The organism is Streptomyces venetus, from assembly GCF_039540295.1.
In the GTDB taxonomy this organism is placed as follows: domain Bacteria; phylum Actinomycetota; class Actinomycetes; order Streptomycetales; family Streptomycetaceae; genus Streptomyces; species Streptomyces venetus.
The window spans coordinates 1-20,031 of the sequence record NZ_BAABET010000016.1 but is presented as its reverse complement, the minus strand read 5'-3'; the positions used below and the strand labels follow the sequence as shown (position 1 = coordinate 20,031).

The following is a 20,031-nucleotide window of genomic DNA, read 5'->3' as shown; positions in this document are numbered from 1 at the left end:
GGTGCGGTGCGGCTGCCTGCCGGAAATCTCCGGGGGTTGCCGTCGCTGCGGTTCGGGGGTTCCCCGTCGGGGAAGGGGCCCACCGGTCCACGGGCTACCAGCGTATCAGCGCCTCGGGGCACCGGCTTCCGGCCACGCTCCGCGCACGGACCGCCACGGAGAGGGCCCCGGTCACCGCTCCCTCACCCGGTGCTCACTCGTTCGGCGTACCCGGCTTGCCCGGAGCGGCACCCAGATCATCTGCGTGCGTCGTATCCTGCTCGGACACTCGCTGCCGAGCGCGCCCGGCCCAACGGCACCACCCCCCGCCCGTAAGCACGGAACAAGGTGAGCTCGTCAGTTCGTTGAGCAACAATTGGCGCTTTGCGTCACGGCTGAGCGACCTGTTTTGCTTCTTTATCGCTCAACGACGCATTGCAAGACTGCTGAAAACCCCCCTTGACCGCACTAGCGACAGCCCCCTCGTGGGGTGACGTGGCCGTTCGACTGGAGTTGCACGTGGCCGGGCGCATCGAAGACTACGCACTCATCGGAGACATGCAGACCGCTGCCCTGGTCTGCCGGGACGGCACAGTCGACTGGCTGTGCCTGCCCCGCTTCGACTCGCACGCCATCTTCGCCGGCCTGTTGGGCAACGAGGAGCACGGCTTCTGGCGGCTCGGCCCCGCGTACGCCTCCGACCAGCAGCCGCCCACCGCCGCGCGGCGCAGCTACCGCGGTGACTCGCTGATCCTGGAGTCCGAGTGGGACACCCAGCGGGGCACGGTCCGGGTGACGGATTTCATGCCGCCGCGTGACGGCGCCCCGCAGCTGATCCGGATCGTGGAGGGTGTCTCCGGCCGGGTGCCGATGCGCTCGGCGCTGCGGATGCGGTTCTCCTACGGGCGGGTGGTGCCGTGGGTGCACAAGCACGAGGGGCGCACGGTGGCCGTCGCGGGCCCCGACTCCGTGTGGTTCGACACATCCGCGGAGACCTACGGCAAGTCGCTCACGACGTACGCGGACTTCACGGTCGCCCCGGGTGACCGGATCGCGTTCACGATCTCCTGGCAGCCCTCGCACAAGGAGCCGCCGCCGCTGCCCGAGCCGGAGCAGTCGCTGGAGGCTACGGAGGACTTCTGGCGCGAGTGGGTCGACCACTGTACGTACCACGGCCCCTACCGGGAGGCGGTGGTCCGCTCGCTGATCACGCTGAAGGCCCTGACGTACGCCCCGACCGGCGGCATCGTCGCCGCGCCCACCACCTCCCTGCCGGAGGACATCGGCGGTGTCCGCAACTGGGACTACCGCTACACCTGGCTGCGCGACGCGGCGATCACCCTGTCCTCGCTGCTGCGCACCGGCTACCGCGAGGAGGCACGTGCCTGGCGCGAGTGGCTGCTGCGGGCGGTGGCCGGCGACCCGGAGAACCTTCAGATCATGTACGGCATCGCCGGCGAGCGCGAGCTGGGCGAGGCGGAGCTGGACTGGCTGCCGGGCTATGAGAACTCCACCCCGGTCCGGGTCGGCAACGGCGCCGCGCACCAGCTCCAGCTGGACGTCTACGGCGAGGTCACCGAGGCCCTGCACCTGGCCCACATGACGGGCCTCGCGCGCAACGACTACGCCGCGCTGCTCCAGCTCAAGCTGATCCGCTACCTGGAGGACCACTGGCAGGACCCTGACGAGGGCATCTGGGAGGTGCGCGGCCCGCGCCGCCACTTCGTGCACTCCAAGGTGATGGCCTGGGTCGCGGTCGACCGCACCATCAAGCTGATCGAGTCCGGAGACGCGGACGGCCCGCTGGAGCGCTGGAAGGAACTGCGCGACGACATCCACCGGGACGTCTGCGAGCGGGGCTACGACAAGGAGCGCAACACCTTCACGCAGTCCTACGGCTCGAAGGAGCTGGACGCGTCCTTGCTGCTGATCCCGCAGATGGGCTTCCTGCCGCCGGACGACAAGCGGGTGATCGGCACCATCGAGGCGATCCAGCGGGAGCTGTCCACGCCGGACGGCTTCATCCTGCGCTACCCGACCTCCGGCGGCGACGAGGGCGTCGACGGCCTCCCCGGCGACGAGGGGGCGTTCCTGGCCTGCTCGTTCTGGATGGCCGACGACCTGGCGATGATCGGCCGCGTGGACGAGGCCCGCAAACTCTTCGAGAAGCTGCTCTCGCTGCGCAACGACCTCGGGCTCCTCGCCGAGGAGTGGGACCCCCGCCTCCAGCGCCAGGTCGGCAACTTCCCCCAGGCGTTCAGCCACGTGCCGCTGATCGACACGGCGCTGCGTCTGACGGCTTCGGGGGCGTACGGCGGCTGAACGGGCCGGACGTGCCATGGCCGCCTAGGCTGGAATCGGACGATTCCCCCCGGTCGGAAGGGGGCGGCCATGGCTCCCCTCTGGAAGGCGGGTGCGGCTCTCGCCGCGCTGCGCGAGGAACTGAGCGGCGATGTGTTCGCCCCGGACGACGCGGGCTACGACGAAGCCCGGGCCGTCTTCAACGGCATGATCGACCGGCGGCCCGCGGTCATCGCGCAGTGTGCCGACGCGGACGACGTGGTGCGGGCCGTGCGGTTCGCGAGGGAGCTGGACCTGCCCGTCGCGGTGCGCGGCGGGGGGCACAGCGTGGCGGGCATGGCGGTCAACGACGGCGGTGTGGTGGTCGATCTGCGCCGGATGCACGCGGTGACCGTGGATCCGGCGGCGCAGGCCGTCCGGGTCGCGGGCGGGGCCACGATGAGCCATCTGGACCGGGCCACCGAGCCGTACAAGCTGGCGACGACCGGCGGCCGGGCCTCCACCACGGGCGTCGGCGGCTTCGTGCTGGGCGGCGGCACCGGCTGGCTGGACCGCTGGTGCGGGCTCGCCGTCGACAACCTGCTCGCCGTCGAGCTCGTCACCGCCGACGGCAGCCGCGTCCACGCGAGCGCCGACGAGAATCCGGACCTGTTCTGGGCACTGCACGGCGGCGGCGGCAACTTCGGCGTCGCCACGGCGCTCACGCTGCGACTGCACGAACTGCCCGAGTTCTCCATGGCGTTGCTGCTGTTTCTCCCGGAGCACGGCCCGGACGCCGTCCGCACCTACCGCGAGGTGATCGCCTCCGCGCCCGACGAGGCGGGCGGCGGCATCATCTACTTCACCGGCCCGCCGGAGGAGTTCGTCCCCGAGCACCTGGTCGGCCGGCTCGTGTGCGGTGCGCTGCTGACGTACGCCGGCGGCGAGGACGACATGCGCAAGGTCGCCCAGCCCCTGCTGGCCCTGCCGCACGAGGCCGAGGTCGTCGGCGCGATCCCGTACGCCGACCTCCAGTGCATGATCGACGACCCGCCGGGGATGCGGAACTACTGGTCGGCGGAGTACGTGACGGGCGCGCCCGACGACTTCGTGGACGTCTTCTGCTCCCTCGCCGCCTCCGTGCCCGTGCCGACCGGCACCCAGCACGTGCTGTTCCCGCAGGGCGGCGCGATCGCGGCCGGGCCGCCCGAGTACCCGGTGCCCTACCGGGACGCGCCCTGGGCGGTGCATCCCTTCGCCATCTGGGAGGACCCGGCGGACGACGAGCGGTGCCGGCAGTGGGTGCGGGACGTACGCGCCGGCACACGGCCGTGGAGCACCGGCGCCGTCTACCTCAACTTCATCGGCGACGAGGGCGACGAGCGTGTGGTCGCCGGTCTGGGCGCCGAGAACACCCGGCGGCTGGCGGAGCTGAAGCGGCGCTACGACCCGGACAACGTGTTCCGCTTCAACCACAACATCACGCCGGCCTGAGGGCCCTGAGGGTGCGCTCCCCCGCCGGGTCGCCCGCCGTGGCCGGCACCAGCGCGATCTCGTCGAGCCCGGCCTCGGCGTAGGCCTCGACGCGGGCGCGGACGGTGTCGGCGTCGCCGACGAGGGCGACCGTGCCGGCGGCCTCCGGGGGAAGGGCCCGCAGCAGGGTGTCGGGGTCCGCGCCCTTGGCGGCCAGCTCCACGACCTCGGCGAATCCCGCTTCGACGAACATGTCGCTGTAGCCCGGCACCCTGAGGTAGCCGACGACGCTGCGCAGGACCTGCTGAAGTGTCTCGGGCTCCGGGTCCACGGCGGCGGGCAGCCACGAGGCCAGCCGCGGCGGGGTGCGCCCCGCCTTCTCCGCGGCCGCGAGCATCCGGGCCCGCAGCATCCGGACCTGCTCGGGCGAGACGATGTCGAGCAGCATCCGGTCGGCGTGTTCGACGGCCGCGGCGACCGCGCGCTCGCCGAAGGCCGCGACGGTGACCATGCCGCCGGGCGGCGGCAGCCGGCGCAGGAAGCCGCTGCCGGGCACGATCGGCTCGCCCGGCACGCTGTGCATGAGGGCGCTCACGGCCGCCGCCGACTCCGCGAGGGTGTCGGCGGGCCGGGTCCGCGGCCGGCCGTGCACGCCCTCGACGACCCGCTTGCTGGAGGTGCCCAGCGCCACGCCGACGGGCCGGCCGGTGACGGCCGCGGTGGAGGCGGCGCCCCGGACGATCGTGAGCGGGTCGCGAACGTTCACCGGCACGGGCCCGGCCGTCAGCACGGCCTGTTCGGTGGCCGCGCCGATCGCCGTCGCCAGGACGAACGAGTCCCACGTGGCGCCCTCGCCCGCCCACACCTCCCGGTACCCGAGCCGGTCCGCGAGCACCGCGACCCGCAACGGCTCCTCGACGGGACTGTCGTCCTCCCGCCCTACCGCGACCACGCTGAAGTCCATGACGGCGCCCGTACCCGGCCGTTGCCGCCGTAATCCCGTGTCCTGATCGCCCCCGCGCCTCTCAGAAGATGTCCGTGAGGCACCGGCGCGGGTAGCGTCCGGCACATGGACAGCGGGACGGACAGCGGCTACGGCACCCAGGGCGCCGGGATCACCGTGCGGCGGGCGCTGGAGCTGCCGGGGCTGCGCGGCGGGCTGCCCGAGGTGCTGGCGGGCGCCGAGCGGCTCGGGCGCACCGTGCGCTGGGTGCACGCCGGCGAGGTGCCGCACATCGCCTCGCTGCTCAAGGGCGGCGAACTGCTGCTGACCACGGGCTACGGCCTCGGCACCCGACCGGCCGAGCAGCGCGCGTTCGTGCGCACCCTGGCCGAGCGGGGCATCGCCGCCCTGGTGGTGGAGCTCGGGCCGCGCTTCGCACGGCTGCCGGCCGCCCTCGTCGACACGGCACGCTCCGCCGGACTGCCGCTCGTCCAACTGCACCGCGAGGTGCCGTTCGTCGCGGTCACGGAGGAGATCCACACCGAGATCGTCAACGGCCACTACGCGCTGCTCCAGCGGGCCGAGGAGGTGCACCGGCGCTGTACCGAGGCTCTGCTGGGCGGCGGCGGTGTCCCTCAAGTTCTCGAAATTCTGGCCGATTTCGCCGGCAATCCGGTCTTTCTGGAGACGGCGGACGGGCAGCTGCTGTACGCCGCCGGGGCCGGTCCCGAGGGCGCGGAGCCGCTCCAGGTGTGGGAGGGGCTGCGCGGCCAGCGCCGGGACGAGCCGCCGCCGGCGGGCTCGGTCCTCGTGGACGTGCCGGGCGGCGGTCCCGGCATCGGGGGCGTCCGGGCACGTCTGGTGCTGCTTCCCGTACGGGCTCCGCTGGCTGCGGTGCACCGGATGGCGGCCGAGCGGGCCGCGGGCATCCTGGCCGTGGTGCTGATGCAGGCACGGCAGGAGGAGGAGCTGGCGGCGCGCGGGCGCGGCGACTTCCTCACGGACCTCGCCGAGGGCCGGGTCACGGCGGAGGACGCCCCGGCGCAGGCGCGCGTGCTGGGCTTCCGGCCGGGCGAGGGTCCGCTGCTGCCGGTGGTCATGCGGCTGGGGGACGCCCTGTCCCCGGGGGGCGGCTGGGCGGTGCTCGCCCGGGCGGTCTCGGCGGAACTGGCCTCGGTGGGCGTGCCGGTGCTGCTCGGGGTGCGGCCGGTGGAGAGCCGGGTGCTGGTGCTGCTCGGGCTGCGCGCGGAGCCGGAGCGGGCGACGGTCGCGGACCGGGTCGCGGTGGCGCTGCGGGCCGGTGTGGGCCGGGCGGGGATGCTGCGGCCGGGCGGGCAGCCGCCGGTGGTGGTCGTGGGGGTGGCCGGCGGCTGGACGGCGGTGGCGTCGGGCCTGCGGCACGCGGCCGAGACGGCCACGGCGGCCCAGGGCCTGCCCGACCGGCCCTGGTACGACGCGCGCCGCCTGGACATCGACCTGCTGCTGTGGCGGCTGCGCGACCATCCGGACCTGGCCGCGTTCGTCGACCGGGCTCTCGGTCCGGTCCTCGAGCACGACCGCCGCTCCCGGCCGCCGCTGCTGCCCACCCTGTCGACGTACCTCGCGCACGCGGGACGCAAGGCGGAGACGGCCCGGGAGCTCCACCTCAACCGGCAGACCCTGTACAACCGTCTGGCCCGCATCGGGGAGTTGCTGGGCACGGACCTCGACGACCCGCAGACCGTCCTGGCCCTCAGCCTGGCGCTGCGGGCCCGCAGGCACGTGCCCTAGGGCCCGCTACGGCGGCGCTACGGGAGGGGCCGGGGCTGGGTCAGCTCGTCGTACACGCTGAGCACCTGGGCGACCGTCTCGTCCTCGGTCGGCCAGGTCGCCGCCTGCCGGGCGCCCTTCTCCCTCAGCAGCTCCCGGCGCTCCGGCTCGCCGAGCAGGCGGACGACGGAGTCGGCGAGCGCCTCCGCGTCCCCGCACGGGACGAGTTCGGCCGCGTCTCCGACCAGTTCGGGAACACCGCCGACGGCGGTCGCGACGAGCGGCACCCGCGCGTGGAGGGCTTCCTGGGCGAGGACGGAGCGTGCCTCCTCCGAACGGCTGGGCAGCAGGGCGAGATCGGCGGCGGCGAGCAGTTCGGTGATGTCGTCGCGCCGTCCGAAGAGCCGGACCGGCAGTCCCTCTTGCTCGATCCGCTCCTGGAGTTCGCCGCGCAGCGGGCCCTCCCCCGCGATCACGACCAGGGGGACGGGATCGAGACGGCGCCACACGCGCGCGGCGTCCAGCAGCACGTCGTATCCGCGGTGCCGCTCCAGGGAGCCGACCGCGATCAGCAACGGCCGCCCGATGGCGCCGAGTTCGGCCCGCACCTTGGACCGCAGGCGGTCGGGGTCGTCCGGTTCCACGGGGCGGCGGGGGCCGGGCAGCGCGACGGCGGCGAGCCGTGCGTCCCGGGCGCCGGTCCGCCGTGCCCGGTCCACCAGCGCTGACGTCGTGCCCAGCACCACGGTGGCCGCTTTGACGACCCGGCGCTCCAGTACCCGGAGCAGATGGGCGCGGGCCCCGTCGGCGTGCGCCCGGTCGTGCCACGTCACGACCAGCGGAGTACGCACGCGCCGCCCGCTGAGCGCCAGCACGGTCCGGAAGGAGGCGTGCAGCCCGTGCGCGTGCACCAGATCGGCGTTGGCGCAGGCCGCCCGCAGGGCCGCCACCGACACCGGGTCACTGCTGCGCGGCACGTGCACGTGGTCGGCCCCGACGCCCCTGAAGTCGTAGGCGCGATCCGCCTCGAAGGGGGCGCACACCGTGACTTTCACGCCCCGTGCGACGAGCCCCGCGGCCAGAGAGCGCACATGCGCGCTGCTGGCGGCGTTGCCTCCGCCCAGCACCTGCACGGTGCGCAGCGGCGACTGGCCATGCGGTGAGTGGCTGCTCACGGGGGTCACGTGGCCGGGCTCCTGGTTCGGGTCGGGCGGTCACGAAGCTTCCTACGCGTACTCCGGACAAGGATGCCAGGACATACGGGGGTTCCGGGAACGCCGGGACCCCCGACGGCGCGACAGTGGGGCGCGGCGTCGGGGGAGTGCGCCGGGCCGGGTCACCCACACGAGTGAAGATCGGCGCACCCGCCCGGTTCCGCCGCACGACCGCCGCTTCGGCTAGGCATCCGCCCGGGCGGTCGCCAGCAGCTCCTCCGCATGGGCCCGGGCCGTCTCCGAGTCCTCCTGGCCGGCGAGCATGCGGGACAGCTCCCTGACCCGGTCCTCCCCTTCCAGCACCTTCACACCGGAACGGGTGACCGACCCGTCGTTGGTCTTCTCCACCAGCAACTGCCGGTCGGCGAAGGCGGCGACCTGCGGGAGATGGGTCACGACCACGACCTGCGCGGTCTTCGCGAGGCGGGCCAGCCGCCGGCCGATCTCCACCGCGGCCTTGCCGCCGACACCCGCGTCGACCTCGTCGAAGAGGTACGTCGGCACCGGGTCCGTCCCCGCGAACACGACCTCCACGGCCAGCATCACCCGGGACAGCTCACCGCCGGAGGCGCCCTTGGCGATCGGCCGGGGCGGCGCGCCCGGGTGCGGGGCCAGCAGCAGCTCGACCTCGTCGGCACCGGCGGGCCCGTACGCGACGGCACGGCCGCCCACCTCGACGCCCTCCGGGTCCTCGGTCTGCCGGATGTCGAACGACACACGCGCGTGCGGCATGGCGAGCGAGGCCAGCTCGGCGGTGACCGCGGCGGCGAACCGCTCGGCGGCCTCCGTCCGGGCGTCCGTCAGCGCCTGCGCGAGCCCGCCCAGTTCGGTCCGCAGCGCGTCCCGCTCGGCGGTCAGCTCCCCGATCCGCTCGTCGTCGCCGTCGAGTTCGGTCAGCCGGGCGGCACCGTTCTCGGCCCAGGCCAGCACGGAGGCGATGTCCTCGCCGTACTTCCGGGTCAGCCCGGTGAGCGCGGCCCGCCGCTCCTCCACGGCCGCCAGCCGCAGCGGATCGGCGTCCAGGTCGTCGGCGTACCCGGCCAGGTCCCCCGCCGCGTCCCGCAGCAGGATCCCGATCTCCCCGATGCGGTCGGCGAGCGCGGCCAGCGCCGGATCGTGCGACCGTACGGCGTCCAGGGCCCGCTGCGCGCCCGCGACGAGCGTCCCGGCGTCCACGCCCTCCGGGTCCTCCGGATTGCCCGCGAGCCCCGCGTGCGCGACCGCGGCGGCCGACGCCAGCGCCTCGGCGTGTCCGAGCCGCTCGGCCTCCTCGGCCAGCTCCACGTCCTCGCCTGCCCGGGGCTCCACGGCGGCGATCTCGTCGAGGCCGTAGCGCAGCATGTCGGCCTCCTGGGCCCGTTCACGCGCGCGCGTGGTGATCTCGTCGAGCTCGGCGGCGACGGCCCGCAGCCGCTTGTACGCCTCGCCGTACTTGGCCAGCGGCCCGGCGACCGCGTCGCCCGCGTACCGGTCGAGCGCCTGCCGCTGCCGCTGCTGCTTGAGCAGCCCCTGCTGGTCGGTCTGCCCGTGCACGGCCACCAGCTCGTCGGCGAGTTCGGCGAGCACGCCCACGGGCACGCTGCGCCCGCCCAGGTGCGCCCGCGAGCGCCCCTCGGCCGAAACGGTACGGCTGATCAGCAGGGCCCCGTCGTCGAGCTCGGCCCCGGCCTCCTCGGCGCGCACGGCGACCGTGGCGTCGTCGGGGACGGTGATCCGCCCCTCCACGACCGCCTTGCCGGCCCCGATCCGCACGAGCGCCGGATCCGCGCGCCCGCCCAGCAGCAACCCGAGGCTGGTGACCACCATGGTCTTGCCCGCACCCGTCTCACCGGTGACCGCGGTGAACCCGGGCGACAGCTCGACGACAGCGTCGTCGATCACGCCCAGCGACCGTATCCGCATCTCCTCCAACACGGACACGACCTTACGAGGTCCGGGCCGGGGATTGCGACTGGCCCACTCTTGTCACCCACGAGAGTGGCGACGCCCTTCTTATGGGGGCGCGGGGAACTGCGCGAGCAACCACAGTCCACCCGCACCCGCCGTCAAAGGCGAAACCACCCCCCACGAACGGCTAGTGAGGAGCCCCCCGCCACCCGGAAACAGGCAGTGCGAACTTCGCCACCAGCCGGTCGGTGAACGAAGCATGGTGCAGCCGGGCCAGCCGAACCGGCACGGCCCCGCGCCGAACCTCCACCCTGGCCCCCGCGGGCAACTCCACGGTCCGCCGCCCGTCACACCACAGCACACCCGGCGGAATGTGTGGCAGAACCTCCACAGCCAACACAGAATCCGGCGATGTCACCAACGGCTTCGCGAACAGCGCGTGCGCGCTGATCGGCACCATCAGCAGCGCCTCGACCTCGGGCCACACCACGGGCCCGCCCGCCGAGAACGCGTACGCCGTCGACCCGGTCGGAGTCGACAGCACGATCCCGTCACAGCCGAACCCGGTCACCGGGCGCCCGTCGATCTCGAGGACGACCTCCAGCATCCGCTCGGCGGACACCTTCTGCACGGCCGCCTCGTTCAGCGCCCAGTCCGTGTGCACGATGTCCCCGTTGCGGTGCACGACGACGTCGACGGTCATCCGCTCCTCGACCTCGTACGCCTTGGTCACCACCCGGTCGACCACCTTGTCGAGGTCGTCGCGCTCGGCCTCGGCGAGGAACCCGACCCGCCCGAGGTTGACGCCGAGCATCGGCACCCCGGAGGCCCGGGCGAACTCCGCGCCGCGCAGCAGCGTGCCGTCGCCGCCCAGCACGATGAGCAGCTCACACCCGTCGAGGCACTGCGGAGTGGCCTCCTTGACCAGCTCCACCTCCTCCGGCAGGGGCAGGTCACGCGCCTCCGCCTCCAGGACGCGCACACCGAGACCGGAGCGCAGCAGCCCCTTCACCACGAGTTCGGCACTGCGCACGGCGGCGGGCCGCCCCGTGTGGGCGAGCAGGAAAACAGTACGAGCTCGGTTCTCGGTCAACGCGGCCCCTCCGCCACTGCACGGTCGACATCGGCCGGGTCCAGTTCCGGTGCCCCGGTCCGCAGCCACAAGAAGTATTCGACATTCCCCGACGGCCCGGGCAGCGGACTGGCCGTCACGCCCTTCACCCCGAGCCCCAGTCCCCAGGCCTTCTCGGCCACCCCCGTCACCGCTTCGGCCCGCAGCCGGGTGCTGCGTACCACTCCCCCGCTGCCCAGCCGCTCCTTCCCCACCTCGAACTGCGGCTTGACCATCATCACCAGATCGGCGTCCGGCTTCACGCACCGCACCAGGGCGGGCAGGACCAGCCCGAGCGGGATGAAGGACAGATCCCCCACGACAAGATCCACAGGCTCCCCATCGATCGCTTCAAGCGTCAACTCGCGTACGTTCGTACGGTCCTTGACGGTGACGCGTTCATCATTCTGGAGCACCCATGCGAGTTGTCCGTATCCGACGTCCACGGCGACGACATGGGCGGCGCCCGCGCGCAGCAGGACATCGGTGAATCCGCCGGTGGAGGCGCCGGCGTCCAGTGCCCGGCGCCCCTCGACGGCCAGGCCCAGCGGCACGAACGCCTCCAGCGCGCCGGCGAGCTTGTGGCCGCCGCGCGACACGTAGTCGGGATCGTTGTCGTCGGCCGCGACGACGATCGCGGCCGCGGTCTCCACCTGCGTGGCGGGCTTGGTCGCGAGGGTCTTGCCGACGGAGACCCGCCCGGCGGCGATCAGCTGACCGGCGTGCTCACGCGAGCGCGCGAGCTTCCGGCGGACCAGCTCCGCGTCCAGACGGCGGCGTGCGACTCCTGCCACGTTCGGTTCAGCTCCTAGATCCGTGCCTGCGACGGGGGCGCCGGAGGTCCCGGGCGGGCGTCGAGCGCGGTGAGCGCCTCACGCAGCCCCCGGTGTACATCCTCGTACACCTCGAGGTGTCCGTCGGTGGCGAGGTGGTCGGCGTCACCGAGCCGGTCCAGGGCCGCGTCCACGCCGGCGTCGCCGGTGGGGGTGCGGGGCACGTTCAGCGGGGCGGGAGCGGCCGGGTCGTACGCGGGCTCGGGCGCTTCCTCCACCACCGGCGGGTCGGGCACTGCGTCGTCCATGCCCAGACGCTACCGCGAACCCCTGCGGTAACGTCGACGGCGATGGCCACGATCGAGGAGTGCCGCAGCGCACTCGACAAGCTCTCGGACAACATGCAGCGCGCCGAAGGGGACGTCCGCGACGCCGCGGCCCTGGACCGTTCGGTGAGCTGCCACATCACGGACCTGGACGTCACCTTCGTCGGCCGCATGCGGGGCGGGCGGATCGAGGTGCGCGACACGGTCCAGGGACCGCCGCCCGACCGGGCCGAGATCAGGCTGGCGATGACCGGCGACGATCTGGTGGCCCTGGTCGACGGCGAGCTGAACTTCGCCACGGCCTGGGGCTCCGGCCGGGTGAAGCTGCACGCGGGTTTCCGGGATCTGCTCCAGCTCAGGAAGCTGCTGTAGCGTCCGCGGCCTTCTCCACCCGCGTCTCGCCCGTCACGCGTGCCTTCCGCGCCGCCGGCACCACCAGCGGCGTGCCCGTCTCCGGGTCGTCGATCACCTGGCAGCGCAGCCCGAAGACCTCCTCGACCAGCTCGGCCGTGACGATGTCGTTCGGCGCGCCCTCGGCGATGACCGTGCCCTCGCGCAGGGCGATGAGGTGGGTGGCGTAGCGGGCGGCGTGGTTCAGGTCGTGCAGCACGGCCACGAGCGTGCGGCCCTGCTCCTCGTGCAGCTCCGCGCACAGGTCCAGGACGTCGATCTGGTGCTGGATGTCGAGATAGGTCGTCGGCTCGTCGAGCAGCAGCAGCGGGGTCTGCTGGGCGAGCGCCATGGCGATCCACACGCGCTGGCGCTGGCCGCCCGACAGTTCGTCGACGTAGCGGTCGGCGAGCTCGGCGACGCCGGTCTGCCGCATGGACTCACTGACGATCCGCTCGTCCTCGGTGGACCACTGCCGCAGGATGCCCTGGTGCGGGTAGCGGCCGCGGCCGACCAGGTCGCCGACGGTGATGCCGTCGGGCGCGATGGACGACTGGGGCAGCAGACCGAGGGTCCGCGCGACCTTCTTCGCGGGCATCGACTGGATGACCTGCCCGTCGAGCAGCACCCGGCCCTCGCTCGGCTTGAGCATCCGCGACAGTGCCCGCAGCAGCGTCGACTTGCCGCACGCGTTGGGGCCGACGATCACGGTGAAGGAGTTGTCGGGTATCTCCACCGACAACTGCTCGGCGATCACCCGCTGGTCGTAGGCGAGGGTGACGTTCTCGGCGGACAGGCGGTTCACGGTGCTCCTTCGGTTGTTCAGTCCGCTGCCGGCGGTGCCGCCGGCGCTCATATCCGGCCCGCCCGGCGCTCGCTGACCAGCAGCCACAGCAGGTAGACACCGCCCAGCACGCCGGTGACCACGCCCACGGGCAGCTGCTCGGCGCCGAACGCCCGCTGCGAGAGCCAGTCGGCGGTGACCAGCAGGGCGGCGCCCATGGACAGCGAGGCCAGCAGGTTCGGACCGGGCGAACGGGTCAGGCGCCGGGCCAGCTGCGGCGCGGTGAGCGCGACGAAGCTGACGGGTCCGGCCGCGGCGGTCGCGGAGGCGGTGAGCAGCACGGCCGCCACCATCAGCAGCAGCCTCACGCGCTCCACCCGCACCCCGAGGGCGTACGACACGTCGTCGCCCATCTCCATCATCCGCAGGGCCCGCGCGTTGCCGAGGACGAGCGGCACGAGCACGGCGCACAGCCCGAGCAGCGGCCAGACCTGGGCCCAGTCACGGCCGTCGAGGGAACCGGTCATCCACACGACCGCGCGGGCCGCGTCCACGATGTCGGACTTGGTGAGCAGATAGCCGTTGACCGCCGTGACGATCGCGGAGACGCCGATGCCGACCAGCACCAGCCGGTAGCCGTGCACGCCCCGCTTCCAGGCGAGCACGTAGATGGCGAGCCCGGTCACCAGACCGCCCACGAGCGCGCCGACGGCGACCTGTTCGGCGCTCCCGGAGAACAGCACGATCACCGTGAGCGCCCCGGCCGTCGCCCCCTGGCCGAGGCCGAGGACGTCCGGGCTGCCCAGCGGGTTGCGGGAGATGGACTGGAACAGCGCGCCGCCGAGCCCGAGCGCGGCGCCGACCAGCAGTCCGACCAGGACCCGCGGCAGCCGCAGCTCGTTGACGATGAACTCCTGGCCCGCGTTGCCCTGGCCCACGAGCGTGCGCAGCACGTCGGCGGCGGGGATCGGGAAGTCGCCGGTGCCGATGAGCACGACACTCGCCGCGAGCGCCGCGACCAGCAGCAGGAGTACGACGACGAAGGCGCGTACGTCCAGGCGCACGGAGAGCCCGCCCGGGGTCCGCACGGCACGGTTGGTGGTCTTCACAGCTGCGCCGTCCTCCGCCGTCGTACGAGAAAGATGAACACCGGGCCGCCGAGGATCGCGGTGACGATGCCCACCTGGAGTTCCGCGGGCCGGGCCACGATCCGGCCGAGGACGTCGGCGCCGAGCAGCAGCACGGGCGACAGGACCGCCGCGTACGGCAGGATCCAGCGCAGGTCGGGCCCGGTGAAGGAGCGCACGACGTGCGGCACCATCAGGCCGACGAACACGATCGGACCGCAGGCGGCGGTCGCGGCCCCGCACAGCACGGTCGCGGCCAGCATGGACAGCGCCCGCGTCCGGTTCAGGTTGGCGCCGAGCGCCTTGGCGGTGTCGTCGCCCATGGCCATGGCGTTCAGCGGCCGGGCCAGCGCGAGCGCCAGGACCGTACCGGCCAGCAGGAACGGCAGGACCTGACGGATGGTCGCGTCGGTCGCCGAGGACAGCGAACCGACCGTCCAGAAGCGCATCTTGCCGAGCGCCGCGTCGTCCATGATCATCACGGCCTGGAGGTACCCGTAGAGCGCGGCGCTGAGTGCCGTACCCGCGAGGGCGAGCCGCACCGGCGTCGCACCCCGGCTGCCGCCGAGGAACCAGACCAGCGCCCCGACCGCGGCCGCGCCGAAGAACGCGAACCAGACGTAGCCACTGAGCGAGGTGACCCCGAGGTACGTGATGGCCGTGACGACCGCGGCGGACGCGCCCGCGTTGATCCCGAGCAGCCCGGGGTCGGCCAGCGGGTTGCGCGTGAGAGCTTGCAGGACCGCACCGGCCAGCCCGAGGGCGGCGCCGGCGAGCAACCCGAGCACGGTCCGCGACAGCCGCTCCGCGACGACGACGTCGCCGTACGACCCCGAATCCTCGAACAGGCCGTGCCAGACCTGCCCGAGGGACAGCTCTTTCGCTCCGATCGCGATACTCGCCAGCGCCACGAGCACCAGGATCGCGGCGGCCAGAAGCAGCCCAAAGGCACGGAGCGCACGTCGGGTTGGGGGCGCGGACGTGGTCTCCGCGCGCTGTTCGGGGGGACTGTCGACCAACACGCAGGTTAGGTTAGCCTACCCTCGCATCCGATCACGATTCCGGAGCCCGGCCACCGCCACGAACGCACGGCCGAAAGCCTGCCCCGGAACCCCCGGTCCCAACCAGCGCTCACAGCCCCAGCCGCGCCAGCGCCTTCTCCGCGTCCAGCTCACACACGCCCTCGCCGGCGGCCGTCCACGCCACAGCGCACAACGCGCGCAGCCCGTCCAGTGCCTCACCCTCCCCGTCGAGCTCCAGCCGGTCGGCACCGGCCGTCGCCGTCCAGCCCCCGCACCGGAACCCGCCGTCGCCCGCCTCCTGCACCTCGGGCTGCCCGCTGAGCATCCCCCGCAGATCGGCGTCCACATACGTCGGCCGGTGCTGCGGCGGCGCGGCCAGCAGCTGCGCGCCGTCGGTCACCCCGGTCAGCACGAGCAGCGAGTCGACCTCCCCGTTGAACGCGCCCTCGATGTCCGTGTCCAGCCGGTCACCCACCACCAGCGGCCGCTTCGCCCCGGTCCGCAGAATGGTCTCGCGGTGCATCGGCGGCAGCGGCTTGCCCGCGACCTGCGGCTCGGCGCCCGTGGCGATCCGTACGACCTCCACCGCCGCCCCGTTGCCCGGCGCGATCCCCCGCCCGCTCGGAATCGTCAGGTCGGTGTTGGAGGCGAACCACGGCACACCGCGCGCCACGGCGTAACTGGCCTCAGCGAAACGGCCCCACGGCAGCTCCGGCCCGCCGTAGCCCTGCACCACCGCCACCGGATCGTCGTCCGCCGACTCCACGGGCACGAGCCCCCGCTCGCGCAGCGCCACCCGCAGCCCCTCACCGCCGATCACCAGCACCCGGGCGCCCTGCGGCACCTGCTCGCTGATCAGCCGCGCGACCGCCTGCGCCGAGGTGATGACGTCGTCCGCGCCCGTGGGGATCCCCAGCTCGGTCAGATGCGCTGCCACGGTGTCCGGCGTGCGCAGCGCGTTGTTGGTGACGTACGCGAGCCGCATCCCGCCCGCCCGCGCCTCGGCCAGCGACTCGACCGCGTACCCGATCGCACTGCCCCCCGCGTACACGACCCCGTCCAGATCGAGCAGCGCGGTGTCGTACGCCTCGCTCAGGGCCTGCCCACTGCCCTCGGGCCTCGTCCTGACACTCCGGCTCATCCCGCATCGCTCCTCGTTCGACGGCTTTCCCCCGATCATCCCCCATGCCACCGACAGCCGTACGATGCCGGGATGGACACAGCAGGTCACTCGGAGGCAACGGCGCACCGAGGCCTGGAACTCACCCCGTTCCGAGGCCTTCGTTACGACCCCGACCGGGTCGGCAGCCTTGCCGCCGTCACATCTCCGCCGTACGACGTCGTGGTCCGCCCCGACGGCCTGCACCACCTCGAGTCGTCGGACCCGCACAACATCGTCCGCCTGATCCTCCCCCAGGCCCCCACCCCCAGCGCACGCAACGAGCAGGCCGCCGAGACCCTGCGCCGCTGGCAGTCCGAGGGCGTGCTGACCACCGACCCACACCCGGGCCTGTACGTCTACGAGCAGCGTGACGGTGCCGGCATGCTGCAACGCGGCATCATCGGCGCCCTGCGGGTGTCGGACCCCTCCGAGCAGGTGGTGCTGCCGCACGAGGACGTCATGCCGCACATCGTCGCCGACCGCGCGGCCCTCATGCGGGCCACCTCGGCGAACCTCGAGCCCCTCCTGCTCACCTACCGCGGTGACGGCTCGACGACCGCCACGGCCGACCTCGTCGAGCGCACCGCGGGACGGCCACCCCTCCTCGCCACCACCACGGAGGACGGCTTCAGCCACCGCCTGTGGTCGGTCACCGACCCGGCCGACCTGGCCACGATCCAGACCGACCTGGCCCGGCACCAGGCCCTCATCGCCGACGGCCACCACCGCTGGGCCACCTACCGCCGCCTGCGCACCGAACACCCCTCCCCCAGCCCGTGGGACCACGGCCTGGTGCTCCTGGTCGACACGGCCCGCTACCCCCTGCGCGTCCGCGCCATCCACCGGCTCCTCCACGGTCTGCCCGTCGACCGGGCCGTGGCCGCCCTGCACGGCCTGTTCCGGGTACGCCGTCTGCACGCCCCCCTGCCCGAGGCCCTGGAGGCGCTGGCGGACGCGGCCTGCGCGGGCAACGCGTTCCTGCTGGCCGGCGACGGTTCCTTCCATCTCGTCGACCACCCGGACCCGGACCTCCTGGCCCGCACGATCCCCGCCGACCGTCCCGCGGCCTGGCGCACCCTGGACGCGACGGTCCTGCACGCCACGCTCCTCGACCACGTGTGGCGCATCCCCGAGGACTCCCCGGCGCACATCGCCTACATCCACGACACGGCGGCCACGGTCGCGAAGGCGGAACGCGACGGCGGCACGGCCGTCCTGATGCACCCGGTCCGCGAGGAGGTCGTCCGCGACCTGGCCCGGCAGGGCGTGACGATGCCGCGCAAGTCGACGTCGTTCGGCCCGAAGCCGGCATCGGGGCTGGTGCTGCGCGCGCTGGACCTCTGAACACCCGCAGCTGAACACACGAAGGGGGGCGGATCCCTCCTGGAATCCGCCCCCCTCTGCTTTCTACTCCCTACGGGTCCCTACGGGACGTCAGTCCTTCTCCTCCGGCTCCTCCGGCTCCTCCGGAGCGACGTCTGCGCCCTCACCCTCGCCGTCGTCGGCCATGGCGTCCACGAACTCCACACCGTCCAGCTCGGCGAGCCGGTCCGAAGCGTCCGTGCTGCCGTCCCGGTCGGCCTCCACGGCCTTCGCGAACCACTCCCGCGCCTCGCTCTCCCGCCCGGCGGCCAGCAGCGCGTCTGCGTACGCGTACCGCAGCCGCGCGGTCCACGGCTGCACCGAGTTCGAGGCCAGCTCCGGGCTCTGCAGTGTCACGATGGCCGCGTCCAGCTGCCCCATGTCCCGCCGCGCGCCGGCCGCCACGAGCCGCATCTCGACCTGCCCGGCCTTGTCGAGCTTGTGCACCTCGGGCGCTCCGGCCATGTCCAGCGCCTTCTCGGGCCGCCCGAGCCCTCGCTCGCAGTCGGCCATGACGGGCCACAGATCGATGTTCCCGGTCATCCGCTTGGCGGCCCGGAACTCGGCCAGCGCCTCGCCGTACTTCTGGTTGGCGTACGAGGCGAACCCGGCGGCCTCCCGTACGGCGGAGACACGCGACGCCAGCCGCAGCGCCACCCGGGAGTAGCCGTAAGCGCCCTCGGGGTCCTCGTCGAGGAGCCGCGCGACCATCACCAGGTTCCTGGCGACGTCGTCCGCGAGCGTCTTGGGCAGACTCTGCAGCTCCTGCCGTACGTCCTTGTCGATCTCGTCACCCGTGACGTCCTCCGGGATCGGCAGCCGCTTGATCGGCTCCCTGTCCCGCTCCCGCTCGTCACGGAACCGGCCGCCGCCACGCCGGTCGTCGCCACGCCGGTCGTCGCGCCGGTCGTCACGCTTCCGGAACCCGCCCCGGTCACCATCACGCCGGAACCCGCCGCGATCACGGTCGTCCCTGCGCGGTCCACGCCCGCCACGCTCGTCCCGCCCCCCGCGGAACCCACCGCGGTCGTCACGCCGGAAACCGCGGTCCCGGTCGTCGGCCCGGTTGTCGTCCCGCCGGAAGCCACGGTCCCGGTCGTCGCCCCGGTTGTCGTCCCGCCGGAAGTCACCGCGCTCACCACGAGGGCCGTCGTCACGGCGGAAGCCGCCACGCCCGCCACGGCCGGCGTCGTCGCGCCGGAAACCGCCCCGCTCGCCGCGGTCGTCCCCGCGACGCTCGTCCCGTCCGCGGAACCCGCCGCGGTCGTCACGCCGGAAGCCACGGTCCCGGTCGTCGCCGCGGAAGTTGCGGTCCCGGCTGTCGCGACGCTCGCCGCGGTCGTCGCGGCGGGGGAACCCGCCACGGTCGCCTTCGCGCCGGTCGTCACGCCGGTCGTCTCGACGCTCATCACGTCGGTCGTCCCTGCGGTCATCCCTTCGGAAGCCACCGCGGGGGCCACGGTCGTCTCCGCGGCGGACATCGCCCCGTCGGTCGTCGCGCCGGCCGTAGCCGCCACCACGGTTGTCGTCTCGCCGATTGTCGTCACGGCGGTCATCACGCCTGTCGTCACGCCGGAACCCACCGCGGTCGCCGCGATCGCCCCGGTCGTCCCGGCGCTCTCCTCGGTCGTCACGTCGGAAGGCAGGACGGTCACCACGGTCGTCACGCCGGAAAGCAGGACGGTCACCACGGTCGTCACGCCGGAACCCGCCGCGATCACGGTCGTCCCTGCGCGGTCCTCGGTCCCGGTCGTCGCGCCGGCCGAAGCCGCCACCACGGCTGTCGTCCCGCCGGCTGTCGTCACGGCGGTCATCACGCCTGTCGTCACGCCGGAAGCCGCCACGCTCTCCGCGGTCGGCTCGGTCACCACGGTCGCTCCGGCGGAACCCGCCACGGTCGCCACGGTCCCCGCGCTGACCACCGCGGTCGCTCCGGTCCCCCTCCCGTCGCCGCTGGTCGCGCTCCGGTCGGTCGTCGGGAGAGTTGGTGGACATGGTGACTCCTGTCTTCGGTACCGCAAGTCATTCTCGCGCAGCCGGGTCACCGGCGCGCAGTGCACAAAACAAAAAAGGACCCCTGGTCCCAGCTGAACGCTGGTGACCAGGGGTCCTTCCAAAGATTGTTCGGCGGCGTCCTACTCTCCCACAGGGTCCCCCCTGCAGTACCATCGGCGCTGTAAGGCTTAGCTTCCGGGTTCGGAATGTAACCGGGCGTTTCCCCTACGCTATAACCACCGAAACCCTAATGGTTTCGAGCGAACAAGCACACTCTTCAATTGTCTGTTCTGCTCAAAGCCGACAACTGTTCGTTGTCTCAGAACTAACACAGTGGACGCGAGCAACTGAGGACAAGCCCTCGGCCTATTAGTACCGGTCACCTCCACACGTTACCGTGCTTCCAGATCCGGCCTATCAACCCAGTCGTCTACTGGGAGCCTTACCCCATCAA

The 20,031-nt window shown here is 73.0% G+C and carries 17 protein-coding genes and 2 rRNA genes; 5 read left to right on the top strand and 14 right to left on the bottom strand.

All coding sequences use genetic code 11. The features are described from left to right. The first annotated feature begins 498 nt into the window (after nt 1-498). Together ABEA82_RS36780 and ABEA82_RS36775 are read left to right on the top strand one after the other, a co-directional pair. Nucleotides 499-2,301, top strand: a complete 1,803-nt coding sequence (locus tag ABEA82_RS36780) for a glycoside hydrolase family 15 protein (protein ID WP_345666176.1) — start codon at nt 499-501, stop codon at nt 2,299-2,301. 69 nt (nt 2,302-2,370) lie between these two features. Next, a complete protein-coding gene (locus ABEA82_RS36775) occupies nt 2,371-3,753 on the top strand; it encodes an FAD-binding protein (protein WP_345666108.1) in 1,383 nt (460 codons plus the stop codon). Here the strand turns inward: ABEA82_RS36775 and ABEA82_RS36770 are convergent. Beyond that, on the bottom strand, nt 3,740-4,696 hold the full coding sequence (locus ABEA82_RS36770; protein WP_345666107.1) for an LLM class F420-dependent oxidoreductase: 957 nt from the start codon (nt 4,694-4,696) through the stop codon (nt 3,740-3,742). The two genes, ABEA82_RS36775 and ABEA82_RS36770, sit on opposite strands and share 14 nt — an antisense overlap. Before the next feature lie 105 nt (nt 4,697-4,801). On the opposite strand from ABEA82_RS36770, the gene ABEA82_RS36765 reads away from it, so the two are divergent. Further along, nucleotides 4,802-6,445 carry a PucR family transcriptional regulator gene (locus ABEA82_RS36765; protein ID WP_345666106.1) on the top strand — a complete coding sequence of 548 codons (1,644 nt, stop codon included), beginning with the start codon at nt 4,802-4,804 and terminating at the stop codon, nt 6,443-6,445. Nucleotides 6,446-6,462: 17 nt separating this feature from the next. On the opposite strand, the gene ABEA82_RS36760 is transcribed toward ABEA82_RS36765, so the two are convergent. From ABEA82_RS36760 to ABEA82_RS36740, 5 genes are all read right to left on the bottom strand, one after another. Then, the gene (locus tag ABEA82_RS36760) at nt 6,463-7,608 is read right to left on the bottom strand and encodes a glycosyltransferase family 4 protein (protein ID WP_345666105.1); all 1,146 of its coding nucleotides are present in this window, start codon (nt 7,606-7,608) and stop codon (nt 6,463-6,465) included. A 213-nt stretch (nt 7,609-7,821) separates the two neighbouring features. After that, nucleotides 7,822-9,540 carry a DNA repair protein RecN gene (gene recN / locus ABEA82_RS36755; protein ID WP_345666175.1) on the bottom strand — a complete coding sequence of 573 codons (1,719 nt, stop codon included), beginning with the start codon at nt 9,538-9,540 and terminating at the stop codon, nt 7,822-7,824. A gap of 172 nt (nt 9,541-9,712) precedes the next feature. After that, nucleotides 9,713-10,618: an NAD kinase gene (locus ABEA82_RS36750; protein ID WP_003989274.1), complete on the bottom strand. Its 906-nt coding sequence runs from the start codon at nt 10,616-10,618 to the stop codon at nt 9,713-9,715. Further along, nucleotides 10,615-11,430 (bottom strand): TlyA family RNA methyltransferase, encoded by an 816-nt coding sequence (locus tag ABEA82_RS36745; protein ID WP_345666104.1) that lies wholly within the window; start codon nt 11,428-11,430, stop codon nt 10,615-10,617. Before ABEA82_RS36745 ends, ABEA82_RS36750 begins: the two co-directional genes overlap by 4 nt. Nucleotides 11,431-11,444: 14 nt before the next feature. After that, a complete protein-coding gene (locus ABEA82_RS36740; protein WP_345666103.1) occupies nt 11,445-11,717 on the bottom strand; it encodes a hypothetical protein in 273 nt (90 codons plus the stop codon). Between the two features lie 42 nt (nt 11,718-11,759). Between ABEA82_RS36740 and ABEA82_RS36735 the strand changes: the two genes are divergently transcribed. Next, nucleotides 11,760-12,107 carry an SCP2 sterol-binding domain-containing protein gene (locus ABEA82_RS36735; RefSeq protein WP_345666102.1) on the top strand — a complete coding sequence of 116 codons (348 nt, stop codon included), beginning with the start codon at nt 11,760-11,762 and terminating at the stop codon, nt 12,105-12,107. Here the strand turns inward: ABEA82_RS36735 and ABEA82_RS36730 are convergent. The 4 genes from ABEA82_RS36730 to ABEA82_RS36715 all read right to left on the bottom strand — a co-directional run bounded on the left by ABEA82_RS36730 (nt 12,091) and on the right by ABEA82_RS36715 (nt 16,199). After that, entirely contained in the window at nt 12,091-12,981 is an 891-nt protein-coding gene (locus tag ABEA82_RS36730; RefSeq protein ID WP_345666101.1) for an ABC transporter ATP-binding protein, read from the bottom strand. The genes ABEA82_RS36735 and ABEA82_RS36730 overlap by 17 nt on opposite strands. Then, on the bottom strand, nt 12,978-14,018 hold the full coding sequence (locus ABEA82_RS36725) for a FecCD family ABC transporter permease (protein ID WP_345666100.1): 1,041 nt from the start codon (nt 14,016-14,018) through the stop codon (nt 12,978-12,980). Before ABEA82_RS36725 ends, ABEA82_RS36730 begins: the two co-directional genes overlap by 4 nt. Next, nucleotides 14,015-15,058: a FecCD family ABC transporter permease gene (locus tag ABEA82_RS36720; protein WP_345666099.1), complete on the bottom strand. Its 1,044-nt coding sequence runs from the start codon at nt 15,056-15,058 to the stop codon at nt 14,015-14,017. The genes ABEA82_RS36725 and ABEA82_RS36720 overlap by 4 nt, the downstream gene beginning before the upstream one ends. Nucleotides 15,059-15,167: 109 nt before the next feature. Next, nucleotides 15,168-16,199 carry an HAD hydrolase-like protein gene (locus ABEA82_RS36715; RefSeq protein WP_345666098.1) on the bottom strand — a complete coding sequence of 344 codons (1,032 nt, stop codon included), beginning with the start codon at nt 16,197-16,199 and terminating at the stop codon, nt 15,168-15,170. Nucleotides 16,200-16,271: 72 nt separating this feature from the next. Between ABEA82_RS36715 and ABEA82_RS36710 the strand changes: the two genes are divergently transcribed. Continuing rightward, complete coding sequence (locus ABEA82_RS36710) at nt 16,272-17,564, top strand: DUF1015 family protein (protein WP_345666097.1); 1,293 nt, start codon at nt 16,272-16,274, stop codon at nt 17,562-17,564. Nucleotides 17,565-17,654: 90 nt separating this feature from the next. Here the strand turns inward: ABEA82_RS36710 and ABEA82_RS36705 are convergent, their stop codons facing one another. The 4 genes from ABEA82_RS36705 to ABEA82_RS36690 all read right to left on the bottom strand — a co-directional run. Beyond that, the gene (locus ABEA82_RS36705; RefSeq protein WP_345666174.1) at nt 17,655-18,401 is read right to left on the bottom strand and encodes a hypothetical protein; all 747 of its coding nucleotides are present in this window, start codon (nt 18,399-18,401) and stop codon (nt 17,655-17,657) included. Then, on the bottom strand, nt 18,293-19,450 hold the full coding sequence (locus tag ABEA82_RS36700; protein ID WP_345666179.1) for a hypothetical protein: 1,158 nt from the start codon (nt 19,448-19,450) through the stop codon (nt 18,293-18,295). Before ABEA82_RS36700 ends, ABEA82_RS36705 begins: the two co-directional genes overlap by 109 nt. A 254-nt stretch (nt 19,451-19,704) precedes the next feature. Further along, nucleotides 19,705-19,821, bottom strand: a 5S ribosomal RNA gene (gene rrf, locus ABEA82_RS36695). 105 nt (nt 19,822-19,926) lie between these two features. Continuing rightward, nucleotides 19,927-20,031, bottom strand: a 23S ribosomal RNA gene (locus ABEA82_RS36690); the annotation flags it as partial.